Consider the following 12,535-nt stretch of genomic DNA (forward strand, 5'->3'; position numbering starts at 1 on the left):
GTCAGCGCTGACTTACTATTATTCAGAAGTGACTCGCATCATCTCTTGTATGCTAGTGACACCTTGAAGTACTTTTATAATGCCTGAACGACGCAAATCACGAAAACCGTTTTTGAGTGCAGCGTCTTTAATATCAATTGCATTACCATCCTCCATAATGATACGTGAGATATTTGAGTCGACTTTCATGACTTCATAAATACCAACACGGCCTTTGTAGCCTTCGCGGCACTCATTACAACCAACAGGCTCATAAATATTGTTGTTTGGATCATCTAAGTCAGCATCAGTAAAGCCAAGCTCAAGTAAACTTTGTCTTGGTACGTTAAGAGCGGTCTTACAGTTTTTGCATAAACGTCGTGCCAGGCGCTGAGCAATAACTAAGTTGACAGAGGTGGCAATGTTAAAAGACGCAACACCCATATTCCGTAATCGAGTCAAGGTTTCAGGCGCTGAATTTGTATGGAGCGTTGAGAGCACCATATGGCCAGTCTGCGCCGCTTTAATGGCAATTTCAGCCGTCTCAAGATCACGAATCTCACCAACCATGACGATGTCTGGATCTTGACGCAAAAACGACTTTAGAGCATTAGAGAATGTCAGACCTACTTTTGAATTGACATTAACCTGATTAATACCCTCAAGATTAATTTCAACAGGATCTTCTGCTGTAGAAATGTTGGTTGCTCCAGTATTTAAAATATTGAGACCCGTATATAACGATACCGTTTTACCAGAGCCTGTAGGACCAGTAATCAGTAGCATACCTTGCGGTTTGTGAAGCGCTTCTAAAAACATCTCTTTTTGATCAGGCTCATAGCCTAAAGCATCGATGCCAAGCTTTGCTGCTGAAGGATCTAAAATACGTAGCACGACCTTTTCACCAAATAGGGTAGGCAACGAGTTCACTCGAAAATCAATTGCCTTATTTTTTGACAGTTTAAGCTTAATACGGCCATCTTGTGGTATGCGCCGCTCAGATATATCCATTTGTGACATGACTTTGAGACGAGCTGCAATCTTTCCTGCTAGTTGTATGGGCGGATTTGCTATTTTTTCCATCACACCATCGACGCGAAAGCGCACGCGATAAGACTTCTCATAAGGCTCAAAATGCAAATCAGATGCTCCCATACGAATTGCATCTACCAGCATTTTATTCACAAACTTCACAACAGGGGCTTCATCCACACCGTCGGCAAGCGTGGTTTCACCGCTGTCACCTTCCTCAGTATCTTCAAAGTCGACGCTTAAGTCGCTATCAGCAAAGCTGTCAAAACTTTGCATGGTGTCTGCATATACACTATCGATACGTTTTTTGAGCTTGTCTTCTTCGACTACCACTGTCTCAACTGATAGACGGGAGTTAAAGGCGATAGCATCTATAGCATCAATACGAGTAGGATCGCTTAAAGCCACAAATAGACGCTGACCGCGATTAAAGATGGGTAGCGCATTAAACTTACGTACAATCTTTTCGTCTACCAAATCTTTTGGGATAACATCGTCACTAAGTACATTAAGATCAAACAGCGGATCGCCAAAAGAATGCGACATCAGTTGAGCAAGCTGATAGGCATTGGCCATATTATGCTCTACTAAATACGATACAAGACTGAGTTGCTGCTGCTTTGATTCAGTCTGTGCAGTTTGCATGTTTGCTTCGCTCACGATACCTGCATGAGTTAGCTGCTGTGCTAAACCGCCAAATGTAGTAGACATTAACCTCTCTCCTTAATACTGCATATATGGCAAATATATAAGTTTTAGTCTTAAAGTTATTTGATTTTCTGATTCGATATTAATAAGCAAAGCAAGCTTATAGGTCGTGACTTATACTTTGGTTTAATAGACTGTTAATGTATGTATGCAAGAAACATGACAGTTTGCAATTTAGTCCATAAAGAATAAAAGAGCTTATATGAGGATTAGAAGTTGTAGGTTGTGGCACGATAACGACACTTATAACAGCATCAAAGAAATTTTTGCTATACTTACGCGCATATCAGCCATATTGACAACGACAAATGATAGAAGGTAGATAAGCCATGCAAGCTTGGGTAATTGGAAACTGGAAACAAAATCCAGCAACGACTAAAGACGTTGATGCACTATTAGACACATTATTGACGGCTGTTGCTGATGACAATACCAGTAATGTTTGTCAGTTGATGGTAGCGCCTAGCTGTATACATCTAGCAAGTGTGAGCGCGCGCTTGCAAAATACCTCTATACTGACTGCTGCCCAAGATATCAGTGCGCTTAGTGATAGTAGTGGAGCATATACTGGTGATTGCTCAGCACAGCAAGTCGTTGATGCAGGCGCGACATGGACGATACTAGGACACTCTGAGCGCCGTCAATATCATCAAGAGTCTCATGAGACGCTGTTAGACAAATTAAGTCATGCGTTTACGCAAGGCTTGGGTGTGGTGTACTGCATTGGCGAAACTCAAACTCAGTACGATAATAAGCAAACTTTTAGTGTATTAGATGATCAGCTAACTGTAATAAAAGACTTACTTATCAAAAGTAAAGAGCGAGCACCTGAGCTTGTGCAAAGATTAGCAGAGCGTTTGATTATCGCTTATGAACCTGTTTGGGCGATTGGCACAGGCAAAGTTCCTACAGTGATGGAAGTAGAAGCTACTCATCAGCATATTAAAGAAACAGTCGCCAGTTTTGATACGATGCTACCTGCGATTAAGGTTTTATACGGCGGTAGTGTTAACGCAGATAACGCTGATAGCTTTGCAGCCAGTCCTATGATAGACGGTGCACTGGTTGGCGGTGCATCATTAAAAGCAGATAGCTTTTTGGCGATTGCTCATGCTTTTGAGCAAGCTAAAAATGAAGAGACTTTATAATAATTAACCCTTGAGTTTATTTATTAACAATATGTATTAGGCACAAAGCTTTTATCAGTCATTAAAAGTGGGTTTAACAGTACCCTTGCAATCGTGTACAATGCGCCTTATTTATTCTTATTACAGTTGCATCTTATTATAGTTCTATGATTATAGTACTAAATAGTAAGAGTTGACTTTCGTTATTCGTCGGCAAAAGAGGCCACCATGTTTACGTTTATATTAGCCCTGCATATCATTGTGGCGATTGCCATGATTGGCTTGATTTTGATACAGCATGGCAAAGGGGCAGACGCTGGAGCCTCTTTTGGTGCTGGCTCTTCTGGCACGGTGTTTGGTGCAGCAGGCACGGCAAACTTTTTGACGCGTGCGACTGCAGTACTGACTGTTATTTTCTTCATAACCAGTATGATTCTTGCGGTAAATGCGCGTGAGCAGGCTGAAGATCAATTTCGTCTAGATGCTCCGGTTTCGGCACCGCAAACGCCGCGTCCCTTGACACAAAACCCTGAGGAATAAGTTGATCTATGGAAACTTGGCTTGCAATGAGTAGTCGCAGGCAAGTTTTTTATAGTCGGCCTTGCTATTTCTTTAGGTTAGTTTTACAATGCTCGTCTGTTTTTACACAGCGACACTTACTCGTGATTGTTATCCTCATGGCATTGAGAGTAAGCTGGCTAAAAATAGAGTAGTAAAAGAAGTTGTCGTGACAAACAACGATAAGCGATTGTGGTGGAATTGGTAGACACGCCATCTTGAGGGGGTGGTAGCGCAAGCTGTGGGGGTTCAAGTCCCCCCAATCGCACCAACTTTTTTACAGCACGTGGTATGTAAGTTGACTATTATAGAGATGAGATTTTTATTTTATAATTATTTTAAATAAAGATTGACAGGTCTATAAAACTTACCTATAATGTGCATTCTAAATTGATGCGGGGTGGAGCAGTCTGGTAGCTCGTCGGGCTCATAACCCGAAGGTCGTTGGTTCAAATCCAGCCCCCGCTACCACTTTCAATACTGATTTTTGTAGACTAAATTGTCAGTTGCAATAAGCCCACCATTATGTTTGTGGGTTTTTTTGTATCTGAGAGTCTGTGTTATCTCGGTATTTATCCTACTTATGCTAAGCTCTATCCTTATAGAGTAAGGTAATATCGGTTAATTGTGCCGCGATTTATAAGCGCCAATACCTTTTATTTCATACTCTCTCAGTGATAATTTGGCTGTATGTATTCTATTAGAATGCATAGTCTTAAACTAACGTCTATAATTTGTATTGCTCTATAAATATAAGACAATATAGTGTTGAGATTCACTGTACAAAGCTATGCATTTTAGATAATAAAAGATACAACGATTATAGTGTAATTCTTAGACGTTCTTCATAAAATATATAAAAAGACGCTTAAGCTCTGTACACAAGCAAATAGGAAACTATAAACGAATTATGAAACTTTCTACCAAAGTTGAAGAATTGACCAATATTATCGCTCCTGCAGTAGCAGCATGTGACGTGGCTTTGTGGGGCGTAGAGTTTGTACCACAAGGACGTCGCTCATTATTACGTATTTATATTGAGTCATTACCAGAAGAGCAAGCACAAGATAAACAGGTAACTATTGAGGACTGTGCAGCAGTTAATCATCAAGTGAGTGGTATTCTTGAAGTACATGATCCTATTGCTGGTGAGTATATTTTAGAAGTGTCATCGCCTGGGTTTGATCGTGCGTTCTTCTCAGAAGAGCAAATGCGAGACTATATTGGTCAAACAGTTAGCTTACGTTTGATCCAAGCGATAGGACAAGGTGACAAAAAACGACGAAAAGTAACAGGTAACTTAGATAATATGGGTACGACCTCATTGAATCTTACTGCTACTGATAACGAACAGTTTGAAATTGCTTTTAGTAATATTGATAAAGCGAATCTTGTTTTTGAAGATATTTAGTGTTGCAGCAAAATTCAAATATCACTGTTGATAACTGCGCCTAATAATCATAGATTGTTCAAAACGTTAAATAACGTATGGTTTACTTTAGCAACATAACGCCAATACACAAATTATAAAATTTAAGTAAGTATAGGACTGGTATAGCATGAGTCGTGAAATCTTAACGGTAGTCGAAACCGTCAGTAATGAAAAAGGCCTAAACCCTGAAGATATATTTGAAGCTATAGAAGACGCTTTAGTAGTATCGACTAAGAAAAAAGTATATACCGAACAGCCTGAAGTGGCAGTACGAGTGGCTATTGATCGTACTACTGGTGATTATGATACTTATCGTTATTGGACTGTAGTTGCAGACGAAGATCATGAAATGCCAGCTTGCCAGCTTGCTATTACTGACCTCGATCAAGAAGAGTGGTCAATCGGAGATATAAAAGAAGAGCAGATTGAGTCGATCGAATTTGGACGTATTGCAGCTACTCAAGCAAAGCAGGTTATTATCCAAAAGATTCGTGAAGCTGAGCGTGCGTTAGTAGCAGATGCTTTTGAGCCACGTATCGGTGAGATGATGTACGGTGAAGTCAAAAAGCAGACGCGTGACGGCTATATTATCGATTTGGGCGACAATGCAGAAGGGTATTTAGCGCGTGATCATATGTTGCCACGTGAGCAATTACGTGTTAAATCTCGCATCAATGCCATTTTGTATCACGTAAATCGTGAAAATCGTGGTGCACAGTTATTATTGTCGCGTACGCATCCTGAGATGCTCTCAGCGTTGATGCAAAAAGAAGTACCTGAGATTGCTGAGCAAATTATCGAAATTCGTAATGTCGCTCGTCTGCCGGGTACTCGTGCTAAAATATCTGTCAAAACCAATGATCATCGTATTGATCCAGTGGGTGCTTGTATTGGTATGCGTGGCACACGTATTCAGGCAGTACAGCAAGAGCTTGATGGAGAACGTATCGATGTCGTGGTATGGTCCGATGATCCTGCCCAATACATTATTAGTGCGCTTGAGCCCGCTGACGTCAGTAGTATCATCCTAGATGAAGACACTCAAACAGCAGATATTATCTTTAGTACCAATGATCAGCTTGCACGTGCCATCGGTTCACAAGGACAAAACGTACGTTTAGCTTCAGAGTTGACTGGTTATAAGTTGAACATGATGCTAGAAGCAGAGTATCAACAACGTCAGGAAAACGAGAGTAAAGCATTTATTGAATTGTTCTATGATCGTTTAGAAGTAGATCAAGATCTTGCCCAAGCTTTGGTTGATATAGGCTTTACTAGTATTGAAGAAGTAGCGTATGTACCAGTCGAGACTTTTTATGATATCGAAGGGTTAGACGATGAAGCAATTGACATGATTCAAGAACGTGCTAAAGAAGTAGTCATTGCAGATGAATTATTTAAACAACAAAACATGAAAGAGCCAAGTCAAGAGCTGCAAGATCTTGAAGGTATGACGGTCAGCTGGGCTTACAAAATGGCCCAAAAAGACATTATTACCGTTGACGATCTGGCTGAACAAGCAGTTTTTGATTTAGAAGATATTGAAGGTTTAGATGCTGAAACAGCAGGTAAGCTTATCATGAAGGCTCGGGAATCTTGGTTCGATGAATAGGTGTTAACTGCATATCGCTGTCTTTTGGTGGTATGCTATTAATAATGAAAGGCTGATAAAAGATTAGTATTTAGTATGCTTATACAATAATTAGTCATATTAAATGACATCTGTATTGGTCAAAACGCAATCATTTGTAGCCAACAACTGAATTGAACAAATAGCAAATAATAGACAGTAGGTGATAATAAATGGCAGATAAGACCGTCAAAGAACTGGCAGAAATGGTAGGCAAAACCGTTGGTGCTGTACAACAGCAACTACAGGATGCTGGGCTACCTGCTCGCGGGGAGGATGACTCAGTCACCGAACTTGAGCAAGAAAAATTGGTGACGTATTTAAAACAAAGTCATGGACAGCAGGAGAAGCGTCGTATTAGCCTTAAATCTAAGACGACCAGTACTGCGCGTGTGACTGGTTCTTCGGGTAAATCTAAGAGCATCAACGTTGAAGTACGTAAAAAGAAAGTGTTTGATAAGCCAAATCCAGAAAAAATGGCGGAAGAGTTGGCTGCACGTGAACAAGCGATGATTGAAGCACAAGCCCGCGCTGCTAAAGAAGCAGAAGAACGCGAAGCGACTAAGAAAAAAGCAGAAGAGCGTCAAGCAGCTACCCTTGCTGCTATGCGAGCAAGTCTTGGTTCGAGTAAAAGCTCTGACGGCAAAAACGAAGAGGTTTCTACCTCAGTCGTAGTCAAAAAAGGTGGTAAAGCCGCTGTTGAAGTCAAACCTAAAGAAAAAGAGAAAGAGAAGAAAAAGGCCGCTACTACCAAGCCAAAAACTGAAACAGCTGCTGAACGTAAAGCTCGCGAAGCACGTGAGAAAGAAGAAGAACGTCTGCGTCAGATCGAGAGCGAAACTCGTCGCGCCCAAGCAGAAGAAGCTCAAAAACGTACACTTGAGCAAATGCGTAAGATGGCTGGTAAGTACACTGATCGTGATCCTGTTACCGAAGTTCGTAAGGACGAGCCACTGGCTGAAGGTTTGGTTGGTGACGCATTAGAAGAGTCTTTTGAAAAAGAGCGTCGTGAGATCAAACGAGGAGCGAACAGTACAGGTGCTCGTGGTCGCCGCCGCAAAAATCAAAGCGAACGTGAAATCAAAAATACCAAAAACGGTTTACGTTCGTCTCAAGCTGCGCAGCATAAGTTTGAAAAGCCTGTCGAAAAGATTGTCTACGATGTAGAGATTAGCGAACATATTACTGTTGCAGACTTGGCTCAACGTATGGCAGTTAAAGCTCGCGAAGTCACGAAGCTCCTTATGAAAATGGGTGAGATGGCTCGAGAGTCAGATACGATTGATCAAGCAACAGCCAGTCTAATCGTTGAAGAGATGGGACACAACCCAGTACCTGTTAGTGATACCAAAGTTGAAGATGATCTTCACGATGCTGTTGACGAGCGTAGTAGTAACGTACAAGCGCGTCCACCAGTAGTCACTATTATGGGTCACGTTGACCACGGTAAGACATCATTACTTGATAAGATTCGCGAAACGAAAGTTGCCACAGGTGAAGCTGGCGGTATTACTCAGCATATCGGTGCCTATCACGTAGAAACTGATCGCGGGGTTATTACCTTCCTTGATACTCCAGGCCACGCAGCATTTAGTGCAATGCGTTCTCGCGGGGCTCAAGCTACTGATATCGTAGTCTTGGTCGTAGCAGCTGATGATGGCATGATGCCGCAAACGGAAGAGGCAATTGACCACGCACGCGCTGCTGGTACACCTTTGATCGTAGCCATCAACAAAATGGATAAGCCAGGTGCAGATCCTGATCGCGTCCTTAATGAGTTAACTACAAAAGAAGTTGTCTCAGAAGATTGGGGCGGTGATACGCCAATGGCTCGTATTTCAGCCAAAACAGGTGAAGGCATCGATGATCTTCTAGAATACATTAGCTTACAAGCTGAACTCATGGAGCTAGAAGCACCGTTAGATGGTGCTGCCCAAGGTGTGGTCATTGAGTCAAAACTTGAAAAAGGTCGTGGTCCTGTTGTTAGTGTATTGGTCAAAAAGGGCACACTTAAGCAAGGTGATTTAGTGTTAGCCGGCGAGCACTATGGCAAAGTTCGCGCGATAACTGATGAACAAGGAAAACGCGTTCAATCAGCTGGTCCTTCTATACCGGTTGAAATCTTAGGCTTACCTGAAACACCAGCAGCTGGTAGCGAGTTCTTAGTCGTGACCGACGAGAAAAAAGCACGTGAAGTAGCAGACTTTAGAACCAATCGTGAGCGTGAGCGTCAACTTGAACGTCAAAATGCCATGCGTTTAGAAAGCATGTTCGATCAGATGGAACAAGGCGATGTGTCATTCTTGAATATTGTACTAAAGACTGATGTTCGTGGTTCACTCGAAGCCTTACTTGCTGCTTTGAATGAGCTTTCAACTGATGAAGTCAAAGTCAGAGTGATTAGTTCAGGGGTGGGTCCAATCTCTGAGTCTGATGTCACACTTGCAGAGTCAAGTGAAGCCGTATTATTAGGCTTCAACGTTCGTGCCGACGCAACAGCTCGTCGTAAAGCAGATACGGCTAATATGGATATTCGTTACTACAGCGTTATCTATGGTTTGATTGATGATGTAAAAGCTGCAATGAGTGGATTGCTTGCTCCTGAACATCGCGAGAAGATTCTTGGTATTGCTGAAGTTCGTGAAGTATTCCGTTCTAGCAAATTCGGTGCTGCTGCTGGTTGTATGGTGGTTGAAGGGACTATTTATCGTAATAAGCCAATTCGCGTATTACGTGATGACAAAGTCATCTTCACTGGACAATTACAGTCACTACGTCGTTACAAAGAAGACGTTAATGAAGTACGTACTGGTATGGAATGTGGCCTTGCCGTTCGTGGTTACGATGTCGAAGCGGGTGATAAGATTGAAGTCTTTGAAATTCAACAGTTCGAACGTACAATTTAACCATATTGTATTTTCATTCAGTAAATTTTAGAGTATTGATATAATGATGTATTTAGGTCTAACAGGGTTATCCTGGTAGGCCTTTTTTATCGTATATTTCTGCTCCTAAAAGCCATTACTAAATTAGTTTTAAAATAGGATAATAAAATGAATCAACGTCTACAACGCTTATCAGATCAGATACAGCGTGAGCTTGCAGTGCTTATTCGGGATGAGGTTAATGATCCACGTCTGACAGGTTTTGTAACTATTTCTAGTGTCAAAGTAAGTCCAGACTTGGGTTATGCTGATGTCTACGTCACTATTATGGAGCCTGAGCTCAACGACGCCATGACTAAAACCAATCATGAGCAAAGCATAGAAGTTCTTAACAAAGCGGCAGGATTTTTACGTACTGAGCTTAGCCATAGTTTAAAAACACGTACTACGCCACGTTTGCGTTTTCATTATGATGAAGTAACTGCGCGTGGCAATTACATGATGGACTTGATTAATCAAGCCGTCAGTAAAACTGAACAAAACGAGAATGACGAGTAAGCCAATATTATGTCTATTCCGCCTAAGCAAACTGATAAGGTAAAAGTCTCAGGGGTTATCTTAATCGATAAGCCTTATGGTATGACATCACAGCAAGTGGTATCAAAAGTAAAATATCTTTTTAAATCACCAAACCATAATAGTAAAAAAGCGGGACATACTGGTACGCTTGATCCCATGGCAACTGGTTTGTTACCTGTCTGTCTGGGTGAAGCTACAAAATTTAGCCACTATCAATTGGATGCGGATAAAACTTATCAAGCGACTATTTTACTTGGCAGTCAGACTGATACCGGTGATGCAGAGGGCCAAGTTGTTAAGACGATGTCTGTCCCAAAGTTTGATGAGGCAAAGTTAGAAAAAATCGCACAGCAATTTTTGGGCGCTCAGCAGCAAATACCACCGATGTATTCTGCGCTAAAAAAAGATGGCAAAAAACTTTATGAATATGCACGGGCTGGTATCGAAGTAGAGCGTTCACCAAGAGATATTGTAATCAAGGCTATTGACTTAAAAGCACTTGATAATGAAAAAATACAGTTGATAGTTACTTGTACTAAAGGCACTTACGTACGCGTGCTTGGTGAAGATATTGCTAATGCAATGGGGACATTAGGGCATCTGTCAGCACTGCGGCGATTAAAAGTCGGCAAGTTTGATATTGATAATGCAGTTACCCTGCCGGCACTAGAAGCACAAGCGTTGGATAGTCGCCAAGCACAGTTGATGCCAGTGGATGCATGCATCGATATAAATATGACGCTGATGCTGACAGCTGAGCAATGTAAACGCATCCATATGGGACAACGCTTAAACGTATCTGCACAATTGACAGATGAGCTTAGGGGCTATATTTCAGACAAAGTTAGTAACGAGCTGTCATTTAATATCGATAAAGTTACTCACAAGGAATCTGATGACTCTGTCAATACGCAACTATCAGAGCATGAGATACCGATAGATATTCGTTTAATAAATGAGCAAGGTCAATTCTTGGGTTTAGGCGCTGTTAGCCTTAATGGGCGCTTGCAGCCAAAGAAGTTAATTCAACGTTAATGTTACTTTTCTAAAGTACTTCATAGATAATCATTGAATGACTTACTAACAGTTTACACTAATCACATATCGTCACATTTTATTGCAGGTTTCGCCTATGGTGAAACCTGTTTTTTTTGTACATTGATTAAGTCAGCTAGGGAAGGTGAGACGGCTTAATAATTAAAATTATAAACTGAAGGATAACAATAAAAATTCAAACCAATAATAAAAAAGGACGATAGAAGACGCTTTTTACAAGGAACATAATAAAAAATATTTTCAACAAGAAACGTTTTACCAGTAAAGCGTCAGAGCTGATTAAAATTATCAGATACTCAATAACAACAAGTATTTAATAATAAATAGTTAGGAAATTATGGTTAATAGCCAATTCGCTTGTATAAACTCACAATTATTAAGATAAGGAATAGTATGAAAACCATCGCTTTTTTACTACATAACAATTTTGAGCAAGCTGAGTATGAAGACGTCAATAACCAATTAAAAGAGAAAGGTTATAAAACGATCTTGATTACAACTAACAAAGATAAAGAAGTTCAAGCCATGAATCAGGACGTCAATAAAGGCGATACTTTTACTGCTGATATTTTCGTCAATGAGGCAAAAGCTGATGAATACGATGCTTTAGTGCTGCCAGGTGGGACTGTAAACGCGGATACTATCCGCGGCAATAAAGAAGCTCACAGTATTATCAATGCTGTGTATGAGGCAGGAAAGCCATTAGCAGTCATTTGCCATGCGCCTTGGGTACTTATTAATACTGGCATCGCAAAGGGAAAAAACCTAACCGCTTATCATTCATTGCAAACAGATTTAGAAAATGCTGGTGCAAATTTTATCGATGAAACGGTACAAGTAGATGGTAATTTAATTACTTCTCGTAATCCAGATGACATTGATAACTTCGTTGAAGCTATTGATAAAGCATTATCTTAATCGATTAACTACTTTAGAAAATAGACAGTAAGCATTTTTGTTTAAAACTAAAATTACATTAACTAAGGAGACTATTATGGCCAATCCTAATCCAAACGATACCAAAATTGAACAACAACGTTCTGAGTCAGCAACTGCAGCACTTAAGAGCCAAACTGAAGACAATCATACTGAGGATACTGAAGCTGCAGCAGATCGTATTGCAGATAACTTAGAAAATGCTAAAGATGATAACTAGAGCTTTTTGTAGCTCAATATAGCGTTGTTAAATGAATTCTGCACCATGAGTATTAACCAAGCGATGGTTAGTACTCATTATTATTAAATGGTTTAAGGGAGATATCATGAATAAATCAAAGCAAAATATGGACAAACAAGAACAGAAAATTGAGAAACTTGCAGAAGACATCAAGCCTAGCGAAGATAATATTCCAGATAGCTTAGCAGAAGCAACGACTGCTCCTTTAGACGACAATGAGCTTGGTGGTAACGCAACTCAAGACGACACCAAAAATAAATAGCTAAGAGTAGGTATTTATCTCATTATCCCTAACATCTAGTATGTTTAATAAGCATTAATTCAATGAAAAACTAATATGAAAAACTGCTGCGAGTTCAGCAGTTTTTTGTT

Annotated in this window: 11 protein-coding genes and 2 tRNA genes; 12 read left to right on the plus strand and 1 reads right to left on the minus strand. The window is 40.5% G+C overall.

Annotated features, from left to right (window positions below; genetic code table 11):
* Nucleotides 1-18 precede the first annotated feature (18 nt).
* Nucleotides 19-1,722: a type IV-A pilus assembly ATPase PilB gene (pilB, locus tag Q0895_RS04565; protein WP_299185860.1), complete on the minus strand. Its 1,704-nt coding sequence runs from the start codon at nucleotides 1,720-1,722 to the stop codon at nucleotides 19-21.
* Nucleotides 1,723-2,048: 326 nt separating this feature from the next.
* Between pilB and tpiA the strand changes: the two genes are divergently transcribed.
* The 12 genes from tpiA to Q0895_RS04625 all read left to right on the plus strand — a co-directional run bounded on the left by tpiA (nucleotide 2,049) and on the right by Q0895_RS04625 (nucleotide 12,425).
* On the plus strand, nucleotides 2,049-2,867 hold the full coding sequence (tpiA, locus tag Q0895_RS04570; protein ID WP_299185862.1) for a triose-phosphate isomerase: 819 nt from the start codon (nucleotides 2,049-2,051) through the stop codon (nucleotides 2,865-2,867).
* 207 nt (nucleotides 2,868-3,074) lie between these two features.
* Nucleotides 3,075-3,386, plus strand: a complete 312-nt coding sequence (gene secG, locus Q0895_RS04575; protein ID WP_299185864.1) for a preprotein translocase subunit SecG — start codon at nucleotides 3,075-3,077, stop codon at nucleotides 3,384-3,386.
* A 204-nt stretch (nucleotides 3,387-3,590) separates the two neighbouring features.
* A tRNA-Leu gene (locus Q0895_RS04580) sits at nucleotides 3,591-3,675 on the plus strand.
* A 123-nt stretch (nucleotides 3,676-3,798) separates the two neighbouring features.
* Nucleotides 3,799-3,875: transfer RNA gene (locus tag Q0895_RS04585), tRNA-Met, on the plus strand.
* Nucleotides 3,876-4,314: 439 nt separating this feature from the next.
* Nucleotides 4,315-4,815, plus strand: a complete 501-nt coding sequence (gene rimP / locus Q0895_RS04590; RefSeq protein ID WP_299185866.1) for a ribosome maturation factor RimP — start codon at nucleotides 4,315-4,317, stop codon at nucleotides 4,813-4,815.
* A 148-nt stretch (nucleotides 4,816-4,963) separates the two neighbouring features.
* Nucleotides 4,964-6,448, plus strand: coding sequence for a transcription termination factor NusA (nusA, locus tag Q0895_RS04595; protein ID WP_299185867.1), 1,485 nt, complete (start codon nucleotides 4,964-4,966; stop codon nucleotides 6,446-6,448).
* A gap of 191 nt (nucleotides 6,449-6,639) precedes the next feature.
* Nucleotides 6,640-9,372 carry a translation initiation factor IF-2 gene (gene infB / locus Q0895_RS04600; protein WP_299185869.1) on the plus strand — a complete coding sequence of 911 codons (2,733 nt, stop codon included), beginning with the start codon at nucleotides 6,640-6,642 and terminating at the stop codon, nucleotides 9,370-9,372.
* A gap of 147 nt (nucleotides 9,373-9,519) precedes the next feature.
* The gene (locus tag Q0895_RS04605) at nucleotides 9,520-9,909 is read left to right on the plus strand and encodes a ribosome-binding factor A (protein WP_058367855.1); all 390 of its coding nucleotides are present in this window, start codon (nucleotides 9,520-9,522) and stop codon (nucleotides 9,907-9,909) included.
* 9 nt (nucleotides 9,910-9,918) lie between these two features.
* Entirely contained in the window at nucleotides 9,919-10,965 is a 1,047-nt protein-coding gene (gene truB / locus Q0895_RS04610; RefSeq protein ID WP_299185871.1) for a tRNA pseudouridine(55) synthase TruB, read from the plus strand.
* A gap of 414 nt (nucleotides 10,966-11,379) precedes the next feature.
* Nucleotides 11,380-11,904 (plus strand): type 1 glutamine amidotransferase domain-containing protein, encoded by a 525-nt coding sequence (locus tag Q0895_RS04615; RefSeq protein WP_299185872.1) that lies wholly within the window; start codon nucleotides 11,380-11,382, stop codon nucleotides 11,902-11,904.
* A 76-nt stretch (nucleotides 11,905-11,980) separates the two neighbouring features.
* Nucleotides 11,981-12,142 (plus strand): hypothetical protein, encoded by a 162-nt coding sequence (locus tag Q0895_RS04620; protein ID WP_156410048.1) that lies wholly within the window; start codon nucleotides 11,981-11,983, stop codon nucleotides 12,140-12,142.
* A 106-nt stretch (nucleotides 12,143-12,248) separates the two neighbouring features.
* Entirely contained in the window at nucleotides 12,249-12,425 is a 177-nt protein-coding gene (locus tag Q0895_RS04625) for a hypothetical protein (RefSeq protein ID WP_299185874.1), read from the plus strand.
* Nucleotides 12,426-12,535 lie beyond the last annotated feature (110 nt).

Origin of the sequence: uncultured Psychrobacter sp., assembly GCF_947495825.1 — a bacterium.
GTDB lineage: Bacteria > Pseudomonadota > Gammaproteobacteria > Pseudomonadales > Moraxellaceae > Psychrobacter.

Excerpts from the sequence above, each read along its gene's own strand:
- truB (WP_299185871.1), top strand. The coding sequence starts at position 9,919 with ATGTCTATTCCGCCTAAGCAAACTGATAAGGTAAAAGTCTCAGGGGTT.
- rimP (WP_299185866.1), top strand. The coding sequence starts at position 4,315 with ATGAAACTTTCTACCAAAGTTGAAGAATTGACCAATATTATCGCTCCT.
- Q0895_RS04620 (WP_156410048.1), top strand. The coding sequence starts at position 11,981 with ATGGCCAATCCTAATCCAAACGATACCAAAATTGAACAACAACGTTCT.
- Q0895_RS04605 (WP_058367855.1), top strand. The coding sequence starts at position 9,520 with ATGAATCAACGTCTACAACGCTTATCAGATCAGATACAGCGTGAGCTT.
- secG (WP_299185864.1), top strand. The coding sequence starts at position 3,075 with ATGTTTACGTTTATATTAGCCCTGCATATCATTGTGGCGATTGCCATG.
- Q0895_RS04625 (WP_299185874.1), top strand. The coding sequence starts at position 12,249 with ATGAATAAATCAAAGCAAAATATGGACAAACAAGAACAGAAAATTGAG.
- Q0895_RS04615 (WP_299185872.1), top strand. The coding sequence starts at position 11,380 with ATGAAAACCATCGCTTTTTTACTACATAACAATTTTGAGCAAGCTGAG.
- tpiA (WP_299185862.1), top strand. The coding sequence starts at position 2,049 with ATGCAAGCTTGGGTAATTGGAAACTGGAAACAAAATCCAGCAACGACT.
- pilB (WP_299185860.1), bottom strand. The coding sequence starts at position 1,722 with ATGTCTACTACATTTGGCGGTTTAGCACAGCAGCTAACTCATGCAGGT.
- nusA (WP_299185867.1), top strand. The coding sequence starts at position 4,964 with ATGAGTCGTGAAATCTTAACGGTAGTCGAAACCGTCAGTAATGAAAAA.
- infB (WP_299185869.1), top strand. The coding sequence starts at position 6,640 with ATGGCAGATAAGACCGTCAAAGAACTGGCAGAAATGGTAGGCAAAACC.